Source organism: Burkholderia sp. AU17457 (genome assembly GCF_002223255.1).
GTDB classification, from domain to species: domain Bacteria; phylum Pseudomonadota; class Gammaproteobacteria; order Burkholderiales; family Burkholderiaceae; genus Burkholderia; species Burkholderia sola.
The window spans coordinates 95,638-112,914 of record NZ_NKFB01000005.1; the positions used below are offsets into that span (position 1 = coordinate 95,638).

Genomic DNA, 17,277 nt, shown 5'->3' on the forward strand with positions numbered 1-17,277 from the left:
GATCCGCCCCGCGATTGATGTCTCGAGCATGACCGGCCGCGCCCGTGCGCTGTTTTTATCGTTGCTGGCGTGCGGCCCGTTCGCGGCCGGCGCGCAGACGATCCCGGCGGATGCCGAGCCGGCTTGCCATGCGATGCAGATCGACCGGACGATCACGCTGTCCGGGCGTTACGCGCTCGACTACGGCGACGAATCGATCGGGTCGGACGTGTGGTTCGAAGAGGACGACGCGTCGGCGCGGCGCTTGCCCGCTCGCTCGCAACGCGCGGGCGTGATCGTTTTCACGAACCAGCACGAGGCGAGACGCGCGCTACGGCTGCCGGCCGTGCAACCCCGCGGCGTATGCCGGTTCGACGGGCGCGCGACGCTCGTGATCCGCGATCTGGAGACGGCGTGCCCGGGGCTCGAAACACCCGATCGTGCGCGGCTGGTGAAGGTCGTGGCGGCCGACGTGCCGTCGCGACATGCATGCGCAGCCGCCGCGCGATGACGCCGGTGCGACGGCGTCGTTACTCGACGTCCTCGTCGTCTTCCTCATCTTCCTCATCTTCCTCGTCGGCGTCGCGCGCATCGCGCTCCGGCGCCGCATACGCGCTCGCCTGTTCGAGCAGCCAGCTGCGGAACGATTCCAGCGGCTTGCTGTGGCTGAACTCGGTCGGATACACGAGGTAATACGCCGAATCGCCGACGGTTGCCGCGTCGCACGGCACGACGAGGCCGAGCTGCTGCAACTGCTCCTCGACGAAGAACTTCGGCACGAGCGCGACGCCGAGCCCGGCCGCGGCCGCGCTGATCAGCATCGTATGCAGTTCGTAGCGCACGCCCTGCATCGTGCGGATGTCCTCGACGCCGTGCGTCTCGAACCACTGCGCCCAGGCGCCGGGGCGCGTCGTCGAGTGGAGCAGCGGATACGCGAGCAGATCCTCGACGCGCTCGACCGGCCCGTTCAGCAGCGCGGGCGAGCAGATCGGCACGACTTCCTCGCCGAACAGATAGTCGGACGACGTGCCGGGCCAGGTCGGCTTGCCGTAGTGGATCGCGGCTTCGAAGTGCGTGTCCTCGAACGAGAACAGGTCGGTGCGGCTGCCCATGTTCACGCGCACGTCCGGCGTGCGGTCGTAGAAGCTCTTGATGCGCGGAATCAGCCAGTGCGACGCGAAGGTCGGCAGCACCGCGAGTTCCAGGTAACCGCCGCCGCTGCCGTGCGCGATGATCGACAGCGTGTCGCGGTCGAGCGCTTCCAGCGCGCGCCGCACCTGCGTGCCGTACAGCTTGCCGGCACGCGTCAGCACGACGCGCTGCTTCACGCGCGCGAACAGCCGCACGCCGAGGCTCGCCTCCAGCGTCGCGATCTGCCGCGACACCGCGCTTTCGGTCAGGAACAGCTCCTTGGCCGCGTGCGTGAAGCTCTCGTGGCGGGCGGCGGCTTCGAAAGCCACCAGCGCGCCCATGTTGGGGATCTTGAATTTGCGCATGATGCTCGATTGATCTGACGAATTGACCCGCGGCGCCGGGTGACGCACCAGCGAAGAGCGGCTGATAATTCCAAAAACTCATCACGTCTCAATTTAATCTCGCTTTACGCCCCGCTGCAACCCTTTGAATAATGCTTCCCGTGCAAGGTCAGGCGCCCGCGGGCGGCCGGCCGACGAGTGGCCGGCACGATTGCCGGCGGGTCCCCCGACACGAGAATCCTGATGCGCAATCCGAATATCGACAGCTTGTTGACGAAGCTGCTGGGACAGGCGAAGACCGACGCCCTGTTCTCGACCCTCAACATGCCGGCCATCCTCGAGGAATGGGAAGACGGCATCGTGACGCGCGCGGAAATCGCGCAGGCGATGAACATGGCGCTGTTCGAAGGGCTGCTCGAGCGTTCGGCGAACGGCCGCGCGTATACGGCCGACGCGATCGAACGCAGCGGCTCCGTCTATTTCGACCACGGCGCGCTGCGCACGGTGCGCTGGCCGCACACGGGCGCGCTGCCGCCGGGCGAGGCCGCGTTCACGCGCATCCTGCGTCCGCTCGGCTTTCGCCTGAACGGCCGTTACCCGCTCGACAAGCTCGGCATGACCGGTCGCGCGTATGCGCATGAAGACGCGCCGGACGAAATCGCGCAGTTCTTCGTCAGCGAACTGCATCCGGAGCGCTTCTCGAAGGAATTCCAGCAGGCCGTGACGAACGTCGTCGGCTCGTCGCGCGATCCGCTGTCGCCGGCGGCCGTCGCGCTGCTGTGGGAAGTCGAGCGCGAAGGCTGGCTGTCGCTGGAAGCCGCGCACGCGCTGCTGCCGGAGATCGTCGGCGCGTTCGCGCGTCAGCACGACGTGCCGAGCGAACTCGACTACGAGACGCTGCTGATGGAGTCGGCGGAAATGGCGTGGATCGCGACCGAGGGCAATGCGTTCAATCACGCGACCGACCGCGTCGCCGACGTGTTCAAGCTGTCCGACGACGAGAAGGCGAAGGGGCGACCGATGAAGCCGGAAGTCGAGCGCTCGCGCTCGGGCCGCGTATTCCAGACAGCCTATCGCGCCGATACGGTCGAGCGCGAGTTCCGTACCCGCGACGGCGGCACGGTGAAGCGCAACGTGCCGGGTTCGTTCTACGAGTTCATCACGCGCAAGCGCACGTTCGATCAGGCCGCGCGTCGCTGGGTGACCGACCTGCGCTTCGACGCGGGCAACGCGCAAGGCATCTTCAAGATGACGGCAAACGCGGCGAAGTAAGCGCGACGCATCGCGTACCGCATGCAAAAGCAGACGGGCCGGCGGCTGGTTTCAGCCGTCGGCCCGTTTTCGTCGACGGGGCGTCGCGTGCATCAGAAGAGGTGCGTGACCAGATAAAACAGTACCAGCAGCCCGATCGGTACACCGAGCAGCCATGCGATCAGATATTTGCCCATGTCGTTGTCCTCCGCGTGGCCGCGACGCATCGCGCGTCGCGGCCGGGTGAGACGACTGGCGCGTTACAGCTCGCGGTCGAATTCCTTCAACTGCTTCTCGGCTTCGTCGCGGGCGATCCCGTAACGCTCCTGGATCTTCCCGGCCAGATAATCGCGATTGCCTTCCGCGACCGCGAGATCGTCGTCGGTCAGCTTGCCCCATTTGGCCTTCAGCTTGCCGGTGAGCTGTTTCCACTGGCCCTTGATCTTGTCTTCGTTCATGGTGTGCTCCTTGTGTAAGGGGAGAAAAGTGCGGCGGTCGGCCGCGGGATAGCTCAGCCCTTCGCCTTCAGGCCGGATGCGTCGACGTGCTTCACGCCCTTGACGGCGCGCGTCACGGCGACGGCCTTCTTCACGGCAGTCTTCGTCGGCAGCACGCCCGTGAGCGTGACGACGCCGTCCACCGTCTTCACGCTGATGTCGGTGCTCTTCACGCCATCGGTCGTGGCGAGTTCACCCTTCACCTTGGTCGTGATCCACGTGTCGGTGACGGGCTGGTTCGATTCGGTCGCCATGCCGCTGTCGGTCGACGAGGCCTGGGCGTGCGCGTTCGTGAGCGGGGCGGCGGAAAGCAGGAAAGCCGCGCTGACGGCGAGCAGCGTCGAAAGGTGCGAGGTCTTGTTCATTGATGTTCTCCTTCGATTGGCGGGTTGAACCAATTACTCGGGGAGCACGGATCGTTCCCGTGCACGCCCGCGCGTTAGCGGGCGATCGGCGTGTCGTAGCCGGGTTCGCGCGGCGGCATGTCCGGGCGCGGTACGTCGGGCGGCAGCGGCACCGGCGGATCGGTGCCGGGCGCCGGTTCGGGCGGATGGTCCGGGGCCGGCTCGGGCCGCGTCGGATCGGGTGTCTGTTGCAATTTCATCCGGTGTCCTCCTCTGCGGTATGAAAGGGCGGCGCATAAGCGTCGATGCAGTACCAGCGTACCGACGCGAACGCGAGCGGACATCGCGCAAATTCACCTGATCGGCTAGTGCGTTTGCACCGGGGGACGGAACGTACGGGCGGGTACACGACGTGACCATGACCCGGGCAATGCGGCGTGAACGGCGCGCGGGTCGCACTGTGCCGTTTGGCGGGGCGCCGCACGAAACGCGGGCGGCGTGCGAATGTACTATTCGAGATAGTGCATCCGTGCCTGTCGCGCCGTTGCGCCGCACGTGATCATCGCCGCACCCGCCGGCCGGCGCGTGACGCTGCGACGGGCGCCCGGCCGGCGCACTGTTGACGCTCATGTTTGACGACAGGGACAACGAATCGATGAACGAACCAGTAGACGAACAGGTGCTCAAGTCGCATACCGACCGGCGCCAGCTGCACCAGATCATCGCGGGGCTCACCGAGGGCGTGATCCTGATCGAGCCCGACCAGCGGATCGTCTGGGCGAACGAGGCCGCGCTCGCGATGCACGGCGTGACCGAGTTGAAGGCGCTCGGCGCGGACGTCACCGAATATCGCGAGCGGTTCCGGCTGCGCTACCGGAACAACCATCCGGTGCGCGACGGCCACTATCCGATGGATCGCGTGATCGCCGGCGAGGAGTTCAGCGACGTGACGGTGGAGGTCGAATCGGCCGCCGACGAGTCGTTGAGCTGGGTTCACCGCATCCGCAGCCTCGTGCTGACGAACGCGGCCGGCGCACCGGACTGCCTCGCGCTCGTGCTGCACGACGCGACCGAATGGGCGAGCGCCGAGGAGCGATTCGAGCGCACTTTCAACGCGAATCCGGCGCCGGCCGTGATCTGCCGGCTCGACGACTTGCGCTACGTGAAGGTCAACCAGGGCTTCCTCGACATGACGGGCCACGCACGCGACGACGTGCTCGGCCGCTCGGTATACGAGGTCGACGTGCTCGAACAGGCCGAGCGGCGTGAGCTGGCGATCGAGCGGCTCGGCGAAGGCGCGACGATCCCGCAGATGGAAGCCGTGCTGAAACTGGCCGACGGCAGCACCAAGGCGGTGGTCGTCGCCGGGCAGCCGATCGACATGAACGGCGAGGCGTGCATGCTGTTCACGTTCATGGATCTCGAGCCGCGCAAGCAGGCCGAGCGCGCGTTGATGCAAAGCGAGGAGCGCTTCGCGACGGCCTTCCGGATGGCGCCGGTCGCGATGGCGATCGTCACGGCAGACCGTTTCGAGCTGCTCGACGTGAACGACGCGTTTGCCGCGATGACGGGCCACGCGCAGGCCGACCTGCTCGGCAAATCCGCGGACGAGATCGGGCTGTGGGCCGAACGCGGCGTATGGCCGCGCATCGAAGGCCGGCTCGTGCGCGACGGCAACGTGCGCAACGCGGACGTGCAGATCCGCACGCGCGACGGCGACGTCCGCGATTGCGTCGTGTCGGCCGACCCCGTCGCGATTCACGGGCGCGACTGCCTGCTCGTCGCGCTGCTCGACATCAGCGACCGCAAGCGCACCGAGATGGAGCTCGTCTATGCGATCGAGACCGCGATGCAGGATGCGTCGTGGTTCAGCCGCACGCTGATCGAGAAGCTCGCGAACGTGCGGCGCGCGAATGCGCCGGATGCGGGCGCGCAGCTGTCCGACCTGACCGCGCGCGAGCGCGACGTGTTCGACCTGCTGTGCCATGGCCTCGCCGACAAGGAGATCGCCGGTCGCCTCGGGCTGGCGCCGAACACCGTGCGCAATCACGTCGCGACGATCTACGCGAAGCTCGACGTGCACAGCCGCGCCGAGGCGATCGTCTGGGCGCGCGAGCGCGGGATCGTCGGCGCGGCCGCGGCCGAAGCGAACGGCGCGCGTGGCGACAAGGGCGGCGCCAAGGACAAGGACTGACGGTGTTCGGGTGCGAATGCACCATGCGCACTGGTGCATCCGCATCTGCCGCGCGCGGCGCCGGCTTGCGATCCTGTCCGCTCGGCGGTGCCGCGCAGGCCGCTGCATTGCCGGCTTTCCTCAACCATCGCAGGAGAAGACCATGGACAGGAATCGCATCGAAGGCAAGCTCAAGCAGGTCAAGGGTTCGGTCAAGGAAGCACTCGGCAAGGTGACGGGCGACCGCGAGACCGAAGCGGAAGGCGTGGCCGAACAGCAGGCCGGCAAGCTTCAGGAGAAGGCCGGCGAGGCGGCCGATGCGGTGCGTCACCACACGGGCACCGATCGGCACTGACCGATGACGCGGCGCCGGCCGTCGGCGTCGCGAAGGCCGGACGGCGTCGCGACGATGATGCGTTGCCGGCATGACCGCGCCGGCCTTTACTCGGCGAAGCGACCGCCATTTCCCCTCGGAGCACCTCCATCCACGGCCCACTGTCGCACGGGCCGCGGATCGGCCATCAATCCGGAACTTGATGATAAATCCTCACAACGTAGTTCCGATATTTCGTTTGCGGCACGGGTATTGGCTACCCACAATCCATTCACCTCTTTCGCGATGAAAGGTTCTTCGGAGACGGAACCGCGGTGATCGGCGAGCCGGTCGCGCGCATTGCGCGTCGGCAGCACAAGACATCACCGGCGCGCAGGAGGTTGCCGACGCGTGCCGATCGCGCGTTGCATCCCGACTCTCACAAGAAGGACTGCCATGACGTTCCGCATTCGTTCGCTTTCCGGCGTCGCACTGACCGCCGTGCTTCTCGCGTCTCAGACGGGCGCGGCCCATGCGCAGGAGACGATCGTCAAGGTCGGCGTGGCCGGCCCGCTGACGGGCGGCGGCGCCGCGTACGGCAAGGACATCGAGAACGGCGTGCGCATGGCGGTGGACGAAGCGAATGCCGCGCGGACGACCGTCGGCGGCAAGCCGGTGAAATTCGTCGTCGCGTCGCAGGACGATCAGAGCGATCCGCGCACCGGCGTGCAGGCCGCGCAGCAGCTCGCCGACGCGCAGGTGGCCGTCGTGATCGGGCACTTCAATTCGGGCACGACGCTGCCCGCGTCGAAGATCTACGCGAAGGCCGGCATTCCGATGATCACCCCGTCGGCGACCAATCCCGACATCACGCGCGCCGGGCTCGACAGCGTGTACCGCGTGATCGCGACCGACACGCAGAACGCCGGCAATGCCGGTACGTATGCCGCGAGCGTGACGAAGGCGAAACGCATCGCGATCATCGACGATCGCACCGCGTTCGGCCAGGGCGAAGCCGACGAATTCGAGAAGGCCGTGAAGGCGAACGGCGGCACGATCGTCGCGCGCGAATTCACGAACGACAAGGCCGTCGACTTCAGCGCGCAGCTCACGAAGATCAAGAGCGCCAACGCCGATCTCGTGTTCTTCGGCGGCCTCGACGCCCAGGCCGCGATGCTCGTGAAGCGCATGCGCCAGCTCGGCATTCGCGCGCAGTTCCTCGCGGGCGGCGGCGTGATGAACGCGAATTTCATCAGGCTCGCCGGCAACGCGGCCGAAGGCGCGTCGGTGTGGGAATACGGGCAGCCGCTGTCGCGTCTCGCGAAGGGCAAGCTGTTCGAAACGAAATTCAAGCAGAAGTACGGCGTCGACATGCTCGCGTATGCGCCGTTCGCGTACGACGCGACGTGGATCGCGATCAACGCGATGCAGAAGGCGAACTCGACGAAGCCGGCCGATTTCAACGGCGCGCTGAAGGGCACGCGCTACGACGGCATCACCGGCACGATCGCGTTCACGAGCACGGGCGACCTGAAAAACCCGAGCTCGACGCTGTATGAAGTGAAGAACGCCGCGTGGCAGCCCGTCACGACGAAATCGGCGGACTGAATGCACCCTGCGCGCGGACTTTCGCGGCGATGCCGGACGTGCTGAAATAGCCGAAGCGATCGCCCGCGAAGCTTGCCCCGCGACGCCGCGCGAGTCGCGGCACGCATCACCCACAGGCCCTGAGCCTTTTACGTGCAATCGGAGTCAGTCGTGAGTTCTCAAGTCGTCATCGTCGGCGGTGGTGTGATCGGCAGCTCGATCGCTTATTTCCTGCGCGCCACCGATCCCACGGTCGCCGTGACCGTCATCGAGCGCGACCCCACCTATGCCAGATCGTCGTCGGCGCTGTCGGCCGCGTCGATTCGCCAGCAGTTCTCCACGCCGCTGTCGATCGAGATGTCGCTGTTCGGCATCGATTTCCTGCGCACGATCGGCGAACGGCTCGAAGTGGACGGCAACCGGCCGTCGATCGATCTGCACGAAGGCGGCTACCTGTTTCTCGCGACGCCGGCCGGCGACGCGACGCTGCGCGAGAACCACGCGCTGCAGACGCGCCTCGGCGCCGATATCCGGCTGCTGGACGGCGACGCGCTGCGCGCGAAGTTTCCGTGGCTGAACGTCGACGATCTCGTGTCGGGCGCGTACGGAGCCAGCGGCGAAGGCTGGTTCGACGGCTACGGGCTCGTGCAGGCGCTGCGCAAGAAGGCGCAGGCGCTGGGCGCGCGCTACGTGCCGGCCGACGTGAAGGACGTGGTGCGCGACGGCCGCAAGATCACGCATGTCGTGACGGGCGACGGCGAGCGCCATGCGTGCGACACGCTCGTCAACGCGGCCGGCGCATGGACGCGCACGCTGTCGGCGATGATGGGCATCGACATCCCGGTGTATGCGCGGCGGCGCAGCATCTTCAACGTATCGTCGCCGGCGAAGCTCGCCGATTGCCCGCTGCTGATCGATCCGACCGGCGTGTATTTCCGGCCGGAAGGGCGCACGTATATCTGCGGTACGTCGCCGAGCCCCGATCGCGACCCGGACGACCTGCCGCTCGACGAAGTCGACCACGACCTGTTCGACGACGTGATCTGGCCGACGCTCGCGCACCGCGTGCCGGAATTCGAGGCGCTGCGCGTCGAGAATTGCTGGTCCGGTTACTACGAGTACAACGTGTTCGATCACAACGCGATCATCGGCTACCACCCCGAACTCGACAACGTCGTGTTCGCGAACGGCTACAGCGGCCACGGGCTGCAGCAAGGGCCGGCGACCGGGCGGGGCGTCAGTGAACTCATTCTGGGCGGGCGTTACGACACGCTCGACCTGTCGTCGCTCGGCTGGGCGCGTGTGCTGGAAAACCGGCCGATCGTCGAAAAGAACGTCGTGTAGTGCGGCGTGACCGCCCGGTATGGGGTGGGCGGGATTCTCCTTGTGTCTCAAACCCGTTGGCCCGACGCTGTCGGGCCTTTTTTCGTTGCGTGCGTCAGCCGGCGCCGTAGACGGCATCGCGCAGATCGAGCGTGTACTGCCCGTTCATCCCTTCGTAGAGCGTGTTCGACAGCGACACGACGGTGAGCCCGCGTGCGCGATCGACGAACCACGAATGACCGTAGACGCCGCCCCAGCGCCACGTGCCGACGGATTCCGGCGACGCGGCCGCCTGCGGGTCGCGCAGCACCGAGAAGCCGATCCCGAAACCCGCGCCCGGCAGGTCCGGCAATTCGAAATCGCCGGTCTGCACGCGTCCCATCTCGTCGACCAGTTCGGCCGGCAGGATCGCGCCGCCGCCCGCGCGCAGCGTGTCCAGCACCGTCAACACGTCACCCGCGGTGCCGACCATTCCGGCGCCGCCCGACGGGAACGCTTGTGCATTCAGCGCGCGCGACGGCGAGTACGTGACGCCGACGAACCCTTCGTCGATGGGCACCGTCTCGTTCTCCGCGAGCCGGTGCGGCTTCGGCGTGTCGTTCACGTATGGCGTGGCGAGCCGCGCGGGATCGCGTGCGACGAAGCCCGTGTCGCGCGCGCCGAGCGGGCGCAACACGAGTGCATCGATCGCGTCGGCGAGCGGCGCGCCGCAGACGGCTTCGATCAGCGCGCCGATGACGTCGATCGACAGCGAATAGTTCCAGTGGGTGCCGGGCGCGAACAGCAGCGGCACGCTCGCGATCCGGCGCAGGTTTTCGGCGAGCGTGATCGAGGCGCCGTCGAGCCCGTCGGAGATGCCCGCACGCGCATAGGGGCCGTTCGCGTCGGTTTCGTTGAAGCGATAGTCGAGGCCGGCGGTATGCACGAGCAACTGGCGCACCGTGATCGCCGGCACGGTGCCATCGGGCAGCGCCGGGCGGAATTCGGGCAGCCAGCGCGTGATGGCTTCGTCGAGCGACAGCTTGCGTTGCGCGACGAGCGCCATCGCGGCCGCCGAGACGATCGGCTTCGTGACCGACGCGAGCCGGAACTGCGTGTCCTCGCGCATCGGCGTACGCGATTCGCGGTCCGCGAACCCGGCCGCGCGACGATAGACGAGCGCGCCGTCGCGAGCGACCAGGACGACCGCGCCGACGAGGCGTTGCGTATCGAGCTGGCGGGACAGGACCGCGTCGATGCGCTCGGCGAGCGCGGGATCGGTTGACGACTGCCGTGACGATGCGGGAGAAGGGGTCATCGTAAATTCCGTCGTGAAGGGGGCTGGTCGACATGTTAGGCGGCCGTTGCCTTACGCGTCGTTAATCCTTACACGGAACAGGGCGATGTGCGCGGCACGGGCCGGCCTCGACGAATACCGAGCCTGGGAGCCGACAAAAATATGCGCCAATCGGCCGGCGGCGTTCGTTAGAATCGGCTTTCGTCGAGGAAATGACGCAGTTGCATGGTGCAGAGCAGTATCGAATCGAAGACGCTGCTTGTCCTGATTCCATCGTTCATCTTTCACCGGAGGCGAGCATGCCAGGTTTACTTCCCGATGTTGACCGCGAGGGGCTCCTCGAATATTCGGTGGTGTACACCGATCGCTCGGTCAACCATATGTCGCAGCGCTTCCAGGGCGTCATGCGCGACATCTCCGCCACGCTGAAAAAAGTCTACAACGCGAAGTCGGTCGCGATCGTGCCGGGCAGCGGGACGTTCGGCATGGAAGCCGTGGCGCGACAGTTCGCGACGAACAAGAAATGCCTCGTCATCCGCAACGGCTGGTTCAGCTTCCGCTGGTCGCAGATTTTCGACATGGGCAGCATTCCGTCCGAAACGACGGTGCTGAAGGCGCGCCCGGTCGAAGCCGGCAGGCAGGCCGCGTACGCGCCGGCCCCGATCGACGAAGTGGTCGCCGCGATTCACGCAAACCAACCCGATTTCGTGTTCGCGCCGCACGTCGAAACCGCGTCCGGAATCATGCTGCCCGACGCGTACCTGCGCGCGGTGGCCGACGCGGTGCATGCGGTCGGCGGCATGTTCGTGCTGGATTGCATCGCGTCGGGCACCGTGTGGGTCGACATGCAGGCGAGCGGCGTCGATATCCTGATCAGTGCGCCGCAGAAGGGCTGGAGCGCGTCGCCGTGTTGCGCGATGGTCATGTTGAGCCCGCTCGCGCGCGAGCGCATCGATTCGACGACCAGCACCAGCTTCGCGTGCGATTTGCGCAAGTGGCTGCAGATCATGGAAGCGTACGAGGGCGGCGGGTTCGCGTATCACGCGACGATGCCGACGGACAGCCTCACGACGCTGCGCGACGTGATGAAGGAAACCGACGCGTACGGCTTCGACAAGGTAAAGGCGGAGCAGCTCGAACTCGGCGAGCGTATTCGCGCGCTGCTGACGGAGAAGGGGTTCAGGAGCGTGGCCGCGAAGGGGTTCGAGGCGCCGGGTGTCGTGGTCAGTTATACGGACGATGACGGTATTCGCACCGGGAAGAAGTTCGCCGACGTCGGTTTGCAGATCGCGGCCGGTGTGCCGTTGCAATGCGACGAGCCGGCGGATTTCAAGACTTTCCGGCTCGGGTTGTTCGGTCTCGACAAGCTGCATGATGTCGATGGCGCGGTGAAGCGGTTTGCCGATGCGTTGAACCGGATTGTTTGACGCAGTGGTGTGGAATCGATGGCTCCGGTGGTCGCCGCGCGTTCGTTGCGTGGCGGCTTTTGAGTCGTTGAGAACGCAACCATTAGGATCGTGACATGGCCGAAGACGCTCTGACGTTTGCGAGTCAAGCCGAATGGGAAAGCTGGTTGGGCCGGAACGGCGGCACGTCGACCGGAGCATGGCTGCGGCTCGCGAAAAAGGGCGCGGGGCAGCGAACCGTCACCTATGAAGAGGCGGTGGAAAGCGCCCTTTGCCACGGCTGGATCGATGGCCAAAAGAAGGGCGAGAGCGAGCAATACTGGTTGCAACGCTTTACCCCGCGCTCGGCGAAAAGCATCTGGTCCAAACTCAACAAGGACAAGGCCGAAGCGCTGATCGCCGCAGGCAGAATGCGCGCGGCCGGCATGGGCGAGATCGAGAAGGCGAGGAAGGACGGCCGCTGGGAGGCTGCTTATACGTCGGCCAGCAACTCGATCATGCCGGGCGACTTGCAGGCGGCGTTGGATGCCCATCCGAAAGCCGGGAAGTTTTTCGCGACGCTGAACAGCCGTAATCGCTATGCGATCCTGTTTCGGATACAGAATGCCAGGAAGCCGGAAACACGGGCGCGAAAAATCGCGGAATTCATCGACATGCTCAAGCGGGGCGAGACTTTTCATCCGTAGAGGGTGGGTTTCCGACGGAGATTTTGTCGAACGCGATCGACGCGAGAATTGTTCCGATCGCCATATGAATGTGAAAACGGGAATGGGAGCAAGAATGCATATTCGCGCATCGGTGTTTAGCCCTCGTCGCGCGGTGCACGGCATCGCCATGGCACTGACATTGTCGTGGTTCACTGCTGCGCAAGCGCAGAGCTGCACACCGGATAGCGTGGCTCGCGAGTGCTTGCAGCAGCGTAGCCAAGATGAATTTCAGAGCGTAGATGACGAATTGAACCGAACTTACCAAAAGATTTTGAAGTCGCTGTCTCGGCCGCGTGACGAGTACGTCGACTACCCTGCACTCAAGGTGAAATTTGTCGCGGCTCAGCGGCAATGGATCCGTTTTCTCGACAACGAGTGTTCCGCTTGGTATTTGATAAACGAGGCAGGCGCGGATCGGGATCTTGATCTACTGACTTGCCAAATCGACAGAACACGTGATCGTACGCGTGAACTGAACGCGTGGCTTAAGCAAGTGAGCCATGACTAGCGCGGCGCTAGATAAAGACAGCACGCGTGCCGGGCGCGCGGCTAGCGTCAGCTCAGTCACGGGGCGCGCCGGGATGGTCACTCTGGCTCAACGAGGAAACGAGCGATGGTTTCGAAAAGCGTCCGCAAGGCGACAGTAGACGATGTTCCGGTGCTGACACAGATCCGGAATGATGCACACGCCAAGAAGGTCGCGCACGGCGACTACGTGTGGGGCAAGGAAGGCGACGGCTTCTCGGAACGGTGGGTGCGAAACCACATCGCCGAGAAGGCCGTGTACGTCGTCGAACAGGATGGCGCGCTGATCGGCACGTTCTCGCTCGACTTCGACGAGGACAGGCACTGGGGGCCTCAAGCGCCGATTGCAGGCTACGTGCATGGCCTCTGTGTACGGCAAGGTTTCGACGGGTTCGGGCTCGGCGGCTTCATGCTCGACTGGTGCGCTCATGAGGTGAGCCGCTTGAACCGGCGTTTGCTTCGACTCGACTGCGGCGCCGAAAACACGAAGCTCTGTGCTTACTACGAGTCGATTGGCTTTGTCCGCGTCGGATTGAAAACGGACGGTATTGTCTGGTCGCTTTACGAAAAGCCTGTCAATTCGGTACGCTGATGATCGCGGCGGCCCGGCAGCACACATCGGCGACGGAATCCAGGTCAGCCGGGGTCACCCGATCGAACATCGCGCGTTCACGAACGTCCGACATCATCCGAAGCCGCGTCACCGTTACCCCGCTACGCCGGCAAAAGCCCCGCTTTACGATAATTGTCGATCAGCGCGTCATAGAGCGAGAGATCGGCGCGACTCCGCGCGATGAGCTGAGCGCCGGCGATGGCGGCGAAGATCGCCCGTGCCCGCGGTTTGCTCTCCCGAGCGCCGACCACTGCCGCTGCGGACAGCACCTTGCTGAGCCACGCCACGTTCACGTCGGCGAAGGACAGGACTTCTTTCATCACGACTTCCGGCAGATCGTCGGTTTCGGCGGCCATGAAGCTGCACAGGCACAGGCGGTTGCCAGTCTCGAGCGCCTTGCGGAAGGTATCCGGATAGCGGCGCAGGCAGTCCAGCGGATCGTGTGATCTGGCCAGCATGTCGTCCAGCGCCGCCGCTGCATCCTCCCAATAGCGCCTCGCTACGGCGGCGCCGAGATCGGCCTTGCTGTCGAAGTGGTGGTAGATGCTCGCGGCCTTGATGCCCACCTCGTCGGCGAGATCCCGGTAATTCAAGCCGCCGTAGCCGTGCGCCTGCGCGAGCCTCGTGGCGGCTGCCAGAATTCTTTCTCTCGAGTTCGAGCTCGCGTCGTTCGTCACCGTTTCAGCCTCCGCGCGCAGGAAATGGATGTTGACACCCCGGATTGTACCTTATATGGTTAACCTAACAAACGTTAGGTAGATTCGTGGGGCGACGTGTTTTCACGTCGTCCGATCCCCTGCAACCGACTACGGAGTGCTCCTGAAATGACTTCCAGCAATGTCGATTTCGACACCGCCCAACTGCCGATGATGAAGATCCACGATTTCCCGACAGGGCCCTATCCGACACGCGTGCGCATCGCGCTGGCCGAAAAGGGGCTGCAATCGCGCGTCCAGTTCATGATGGTCGATCTTTACAAGGGCGAGCATAAAAAGCCCGAGTTCATCGCCAGCAAGAATTATTCGGGTACGTTGCCGGTGCTCGAACTCGATGATGGAACCTGCATTGCCGAGTGCACGGCCATTACCGAGTATCTCGATACGCTCGATGGCGTACCTACGCTGACTGGCAGCACGCCACGCGAAAAGGGCATCATCCATATGATGAGCAAACGCGCGGAACTGGAGCTGCTCGACGCGATCAGCGTTTATTTCCATCACGGCACGCCCGGCCTGGGGCCCGACGTGGAGACGTATCAAAACCCGGAGTGGGGATTCCGTCAGCGCGACAAGGCGCTGAGGGGCATGCGCTACTTCGATGCCGTTCTGCAACGGCAACCGTATGTTGCGGGCGAGACGTTCACGATGGCCGACATCACCGTCATCGGCGGTTTGATCTTTGCGATGCTCGTGAAGCTGCCAGTGCCTGAGGAGTGCGAAGCGCTTCGTGCGTGGTACGCGAGAATGCTCGAACGTGAGAGCGTCGGGAATCAGCCGGTGTTTGCTACCGCGACCTGAGCAGCCGCGGACGACCGCTTCGGCGTGTGCGAGGGCGCACAGGATGTCGGCGCATTGCGTGACCGTAGATTGGCATCGGGCATCGCGATTCCCGTATCATCTGTCCGATTCGCCGGGACCGAACCACCTGACGGTCCCGCACACGCGCGCCGGCACACCCATTCATCCGGGGAGAACTCATGTTTGACCACGTCAAATTCGGCGTCAGCGACTACGCCGTCAGCAAGGCGTTTTTCCTGAAGGCACTCGAACCGCTGGGGGCCGAAATTGTCGGGGAACGCGAGCCGTCGCGCGGGATCGAGATCGGACTGCCCAGCAAGTCTTCGCTGTGTTTGTTCCCGACCGACGAGAAACCGGCGCATCTCCACATCGCGTTCGTGGCCGACACACGGCCGCAAGTCGATGCGTTCCATCGCGCGGCGCTGGCGGCCGGCGGGGAAGACAATGGCGCACCCGGGCTGCGGCCGCATTATCACGCGAACTACTACGCGGCATTCGTCATCGGGCCGGATGGACACAATATCGAGGTGGTGTGTCATCGGGCGGAGGCGTGATGCGCTGGATCGGTAAAACGTTCGCGGCGATCGCAAGCATGGCGCTCGTCGGCATCGCCTGCGTTCAAGCAGCGCCGCGCGAAACCGCATTTCCGCGCTTCACTCAGACGGAAGGCAAGCTAGACGGCGACGGGCTTCCGCTCTCCGGCGTGAAGCTCTGCGTGCTGCCCGACCGTGCGCCGTGCTTCGAGATGCCGCCGGCGCCGCTTCCTCATTCCTCGAAGGAGCTGTACCAGTTCGGCCTGAATCCGCGGTCCGAGCGGCTGCCGATTGCGTCCGGCGGCTCGTGGGTGTTCTTCTCCGGAATGTTCTCGGGGGGCGGCAGCGGGATGCTGGAGCGCGTCGCGGTGCTACGTGTCGGCGCGAACGGCAAGATCGAGAACCTGATGCCGAATGTCACCCAGACGGAGATGGCCGATCGTGCGATGTGGAATTTGCCGGAGGTGTCGCCGTATCCGCTGTTTGTCCGGGCCGACTACGTATGGGGCAAGGACGAAGATCATTTCGGCAAGCACTTCTTCGACGTCGACGCCTGGGCGTTCGATCCCGCCACCAGTCAATACGCGAAGCGCCTTTCCTACCGCACGAGCACACGCTACGACAGAGGCGAGGGCTCGGACCACGTGCTGGCCGCCGAGCGTGCGGAGATCCTGCGTCGCCTTGCGGCGGGCAAGTAACGCGCTATCGCTGCGCGTCCCCGTACGTCTCCTTGCACACCGCACGTAGCGCGTCGACGAGCAGATCGCGCGCGGGCGATTGCGAATCGGCGGAGCGCGTGAACAGCGCGATCGGCGGCAACGTCCACACCAGCGAATAAGGCACGATCGCCACGCCGGCGATCCGCACCAGTTCCTCCGCGATGTCGGCCGGCACGATCGATACAGCCTCGTCGCTCGACGCGATCATTTCGCCGATCAGCTTCGACGAATAGCTTTCGACGATCGGCACGGGCGGCGCGATGCCGGCCGACAGGAACAGGTCGGTCACCTGTTCGCGCATCGGCGTATGCGGCGCGCCGAGAATCCAGTCGAGCGCGTGCAGCTTGTGCCAGTCCAGCGGCGTGCGGGCGAGCTTGGCGGCCAACCGCCGGCTCGCGATCATGCGCGGCTGCTGTTGATACAGCACTTCAAACGAGACCTGCCCGAGATCGATCGCCGACGACGCGCGGCCGATCACGATGTCGACGCTGTGATCCCGGAGTTGCAGCAGCAACTGATCGCTGGTGCCTTCGTGAATCGTCACGGTCAGGCGCCGTTCCATGCGCGCTTGCAGCCGCTTCAGCGCGGCCGACAGCATCTGGCCGGAGATGAATGGAATCACGCCGATGTGCAGATGGGCCGCATGCCCGGCGGCGACGGCCTCCATCTCGCGGGCGAGGTGGTCGAGATCCTTGATCATCGCCTTCGCCCGTTCGAGCACGACCGCGCCGAGCGCGGTGGGCCGCATGCCGCGCGACGAGCGTTCGAACAGCGGCGTGCCGAACATGCTCTCCAGTTCGGACAGCGCGTTCGTCACGGCCGGCTGGCTGCTCGCCATGTGCTCGGCCACGCGTGTCAGCGATCCGTGCTGCTGAATCTGCAGCAACAGCACCAGGTGCCGGATCTTCAGACGCGCGCCGAGCCGCCTGACCACGTCGTTTGCGTCAAAATTCATTGACTGGTCATGTATTCATTAGGAAAAAGTGATGGACCGATATTAAAACAGAATCATCACGTTATGGCGGGTCCTTAGAATCCC

At 65.0% G+C, this 17,277-nt stretch carries 20 protein-coding genes; 13 read left to right on the forward strand and 7 right to left on the reverse strand.

What is annotated here, in order from left to right; all coding sequences use genetic code 11:
• Nucleotides 1–28 precede the first annotated feature (28 nt).
• Nucleotides 29–490, forward strand: a complete 462-nt coding sequence (locus tag CFB49_RS17680; protein ID WP_089492767.1) for a hypothetical protein — start codon at nucleotides 29–31, stop codon at nucleotides 488–490.
• Nucleotides 491–509: 19 nt separating this feature from the next.
• On the opposite strand, the gene CFB49_RS17685 is transcribed toward CFB49_RS17680, so the two are convergent.
• Entirely contained in the window at nucleotides 510–1,475 is a 966-nt protein-coding gene (locus CFB49_RS17685; protein WP_089491905.1) for a LysR family transcriptional regulator, read from the reverse strand.
• A gap of 222 nt (nucleotides 1,476–1,697) precedes the next feature.
• On the opposite strand from CFB49_RS17685, the gene CFB49_RS17690 reads away from it, so the two are divergent.
• A complete protein-coding gene (locus tag CFB49_RS17690; RefSeq protein WP_089491906.1) occupies nucleotides 1,698–2,726 on the forward strand; it encodes a DUF1338 domain-containing protein in 1,029 nt (342 codons plus the stop codon).
• Between the two features lie 239 nt (nucleotides 2,727–2,965).
• Here CFB49_RS17690 and CFB49_RS17695 read toward each other — a convergent pair whose 3' ends face one another.
• The 3 genes from CFB49_RS17695 to CFB49_RS36360 form a co-directional block, all read right to left on the reverse strand.
• Nucleotides 2,966–3,163 carry a CsbD family protein gene (locus CFB49_RS17695; RefSeq protein WP_034205539.1) on the reverse strand — a complete coding sequence of 66 codons (198 nt, stop codon included), beginning with the start codon at nucleotides 3,161–3,163 and terminating at the stop codon, nucleotides 2,966–2,968.
• A 53-nt stretch (nucleotides 3,164–3,216) separates the two neighbouring features.
• Complete coding sequence (locus CFB49_RS17700; protein WP_089491907.1) at nucleotides 3,217–3,567, reverse strand: BON domain-containing protein; 351 nt, start codon at nucleotides 3,565–3,567, stop codon at nucleotides 3,217–3,219.
• A 74-nt stretch (nucleotides 3,568–3,641) separates the two neighbouring features.
• Complete coding sequence (locus CFB49_RS36360; RefSeq protein WP_162838130.1) at nucleotides 3,642–3,806, reverse strand: hypothetical protein; 165 nt, start codon at nucleotides 3,804–3,806, stop codon at nucleotides 3,642–3,644.
• 395 nt (nucleotides 3,807–4,201) lie between these two features.
• Between CFB49_RS36360 and CFB49_RS17705 the strand changes: the two genes are divergently transcribed.
• The 4 genes from CFB49_RS17705 (at nucleotide 4,202) to CFB49_RS17720 (ending at nucleotide 8,963) form a co-directional block, all read left to right on the forward strand.
• Entirely contained in the window at nucleotides 4,202–5,740 is a 1,539-nt protein-coding gene (locus CFB49_RS17705) for a helix-turn-helix transcriptional regulator (RefSeq protein ID WP_069618967.1), read from the forward strand.
• Nucleotides 5,741–5,882: 142 nt separating this feature from the next.
• Nucleotides 5,883–6,074: a CsbD family protein gene (locus CFB49_RS17710; RefSeq protein WP_050017276.1), complete on the forward strand. Its 192-nt coding sequence runs from the start codon at nucleotides 5,883–5,885 to the stop codon at nucleotides 6,072–6,074.
• 414 nt (nucleotides 6,075–6,488) lie between these two features.
• Entirely contained in the window at nucleotides 6,489–7,640 is a 1,152-nt protein-coding gene (locus CFB49_RS17715) for a branched-chain amino acid ABC transporter substrate-binding protein (protein WP_089435947.1), read from the forward strand.
• 150 nt (nucleotides 7,641–7,790) lie between these two features.
• Nucleotides 7,791–8,963: an NAD(P)/FAD-dependent oxidoreductase gene (locus tag CFB49_RS17720; RefSeq protein ID WP_089435948.1), complete on the forward strand. Its 1,173-nt coding sequence runs from the start codon at nucleotides 7,791–7,793 to the stop codon at nucleotides 8,961–8,963.
• A gap of 94 nt (nucleotides 8,964–9,057) precedes the next feature.
• Here CFB49_RS17720 and CFB49_RS17725 read toward each other — a convergent pair whose 3' ends face one another.
• Entirely contained in the window at nucleotides 9,058–10,239 is a 1,182-nt protein-coding gene (locus tag CFB49_RS17725; protein WP_089491908.1) for a serine hydrolase domain-containing protein, read from the reverse strand.
• 278 nt (nucleotides 10,240–10,517) lie between these two features.
• Between CFB49_RS17725 and CFB49_RS17730 the strand changes: the two genes are divergently transcribed.
• The 4 genes from CFB49_RS17730 (at nucleotide 10,518) to CFB49_RS17745 (ending at nucleotide 13,448) form a co-directional block, all read left to right on the forward strand.
• Complete coding sequence (locus CFB49_RS17730; RefSeq protein WP_089491909.1) at nucleotides 10,518–11,645, forward strand: aminotransferase class V-fold PLP-dependent enzyme; 1,128 nt, start codon at nucleotides 10,518–10,520, stop codon at nucleotides 11,643–11,645.
• Nucleotides 11,646–11,740: 95 nt separating this feature from the next.
• Nucleotides 11,741–12,310 (forward strand): YdeI/OmpD-associated family protein, encoded by a 570-nt coding sequence (locus tag CFB49_RS17735; RefSeq protein WP_089491910.1) that lies wholly within the window; start codon nucleotides 11,741–11,743, stop codon nucleotides 12,308–12,310.
• A gap of 64 nt (nucleotides 12,311–12,374) precedes the next feature.
• Nucleotides 12,375–12,839: a lysozyme inhibitor LprI family protein gene (locus CFB49_RS17740; protein WP_249190393.1), complete on the forward strand. Its 465-nt coding sequence runs from the start codon at nucleotides 12,375–12,377 to the stop codon at nucleotides 12,837–12,839.
• Nucleotides 12,840–12,944: 105 nt separating this feature from the next.
• Nucleotides 12,945–13,448 (forward strand): GNAT family N-acetyltransferase, encoded by a 504-nt coding sequence (locus CFB49_RS17745; protein ID WP_069618961.1) that lies wholly within the window; start codon nucleotides 12,945–12,947, stop codon nucleotides 13,446–13,448.
• A 122-nt stretch (nucleotides 13,449–13,570) separates the two neighbouring features.
• Here the strand turns inward: CFB49_RS17745 and CFB49_RS17750 are convergent, their stop codons facing one another.
• Entirely contained in the window at nucleotides 13,571–14,146 is a 576-nt protein-coding gene (locus CFB49_RS17750; protein ID WP_089491911.1) for a TetR/AcrR family transcriptional regulator, read from the reverse strand.
• A gap of 147 nt (nucleotides 14,147–14,293) precedes the next feature.
• On the opposite strand from CFB49_RS17750, the gene CFB49_RS17755 reads away from it, so the two are divergent.
• The 3 genes from CFB49_RS17755 to CFB49_RS17765 all read left to right on the forward strand — a co-directional run bounded on the left by CFB49_RS17755 (nucleotide 14,294) and on the right by CFB49_RS17765 (nucleotide 16,217).
• Nucleotides 14,294–14,986, forward strand: a complete 693-nt coding sequence (locus CFB49_RS17755; RefSeq protein WP_089491912.1) for a glutathione S-transferase — start codon at nucleotides 14,294–14,296, stop codon at nucleotides 14,984–14,986.
• A gap of 179 nt (nucleotides 14,987–15,165) precedes the next feature.
• Nucleotides 15,166–15,540: a VOC family protein gene (locus CFB49_RS17760; RefSeq protein ID WP_089491913.1), complete on the forward strand. Its 375-nt coding sequence runs from the start codon at nucleotides 15,166–15,168 to the stop codon at nucleotides 15,538–15,540.
• Entirely contained in the window at nucleotides 15,540–16,217 is a 678-nt protein-coding gene (locus CFB49_RS17765) for a hypothetical protein (RefSeq protein WP_089491914.1), read from the forward strand. Before CFB49_RS17760 ends, CFB49_RS17765 begins: the two co-directional genes overlap by 1 nt.
• A 4-nt stretch (nucleotides 16,218–16,221) precedes the next feature.
• Here the strand turns inward: CFB49_RS17765 and CFB49_RS17770 are convergent, their stop codons facing one another.
• Nucleotides 16,222–17,193: a LysR substrate-binding domain-containing protein gene (locus CFB49_RS17770; RefSeq protein ID WP_034205524.1), complete on the reverse strand. Its 972-nt coding sequence runs from the start codon at nucleotides 17,191–17,193 to the stop codon at nucleotides 16,222–16,224.
• Nucleotides 17,194–17,277: the final 84 nt, after the last annotated feature.

Excerpts from the sequence above, each read along its gene's own strand:
- CFB49_RS17695 (WP_034205539.1), bottom strand. The coding sequence starts at position 3,163 with ATGAACGAAGACAAGATCAAGGGCCAGTGGAAACAGCTCACCGGCAAG.
- CFB49_RS17730 (WP_089491909.1), top strand. The coding sequence starts at position 10,518 with ATGCCAGGTTTACTTCCCGATGTTGACCGCGAGGGGCTCCTCGAATAT.
- CFB49_RS17755 (WP_089491912.1), top strand. The coding sequence starts at position 14,294 with ATGACTTCCAGCAATGTCGATTTCGACACCGCCCAACTGCCGATGATG.
- CFB49_RS17690 (WP_089491906.1), top strand. The coding sequence starts at position 1,698 with ATGCGCAATCCGAATATCGACAGCTTGTTGACGAAGCTGCTGGGACAG.
- CFB49_RS17740 (WP_249190393.1), top strand. The coding sequence starts at position 12,375 with ATGAATGTGAAAACGGGAATGGGAGCAAGAATGCATATTCGCGCATCG.
- CFB49_RS17770 (WP_034205524.1), bottom strand. The coding sequence starts at position 17,193 with ATGAATTTTGACGCAAACGACGTGGTCAGGCGGCTCGGCGCGCGTCTG.
- CFB49_RS17735 (WP_089491910.1), top strand. The coding sequence starts at position 11,741 with ATGGCCGAAGACGCTCTGACGTTTGCGAGTCAAGCCGAATGGGAAAGC.
- CFB49_RS17745 (WP_069618961.1), top strand. The coding sequence starts at position 12,945 with ATGGTTTCGAAAAGCGTCCGCAAGGCGACAGTAGACGATGTTCCGGTG.
- CFB49_RS17700 (WP_089491907.1), bottom strand. The coding sequence starts at position 3,567 with ATGAACAAGACCTCGCACCTTTCGACGCTGCTCGCCGTCAGCGCGGCT.
- CFB49_RS17685 (WP_089491905.1), bottom strand. The coding sequence starts at position 1,475 with ATGCGCAAATTCAAGATCCCCAACATGGGCGCGCTGGTGGCTTTCGAA.
- CFB49_RS17680 (WP_089492767.1), top strand. The coding sequence starts at position 29 with ATGACCGGCCGCGCCCGTGCGCTGTTTTTATCGTTGCTGGCGTGCGGC.
- CFB49_RS17710 (WP_050017276.1), top strand. The coding sequence starts at position 5,883 with ATGGACAGGAATCGCATCGAAGGCAAGCTCAAGCAGGTCAAGGGTTCG.
- CFB49_RS17715 (WP_089435947.1), top strand. The coding sequence starts at position 6,489 with ATGACGTTCCGCATTCGTTCGCTTTCCGGCGTCGCACTGACCGCCGTG.
- CFB49_RS17725 (WP_089491908.1), bottom strand. The coding sequence starts at position 10,239 with ATGACCCCTTCTCCCGCATCGTCACGGCAGTCGTCAACCGATCCCGCG.
- CFB49_RS17705 (WP_069618967.1), top strand. The coding sequence starts at position 4,202 with ATGAACGAACCAGTAGACGAACAGGTGCTCAAGTCGCATACCGACCGG.
- CFB49_RS17760 (WP_089491913.1), top strand. The coding sequence starts at position 15,166 with ATGTTTGACCACGTCAAATTCGGCGTCAGCGACTACGCCGTCAGCAAG.
- CFB49_RS36360 (WP_162838130.1), bottom strand. The coding sequence starts at position 3,806 with ATGAAATTGCAACAGACACCCGATCCGACGCGGCCCGAGCCGGCCCCG.
- CFB49_RS17765 (WP_089491914.1), top strand. The coding sequence starts at position 15,540 with ATGCGCTGGATCGGTAAAACGTTCGCGGCGATCGCAAGCATGGCGCTC.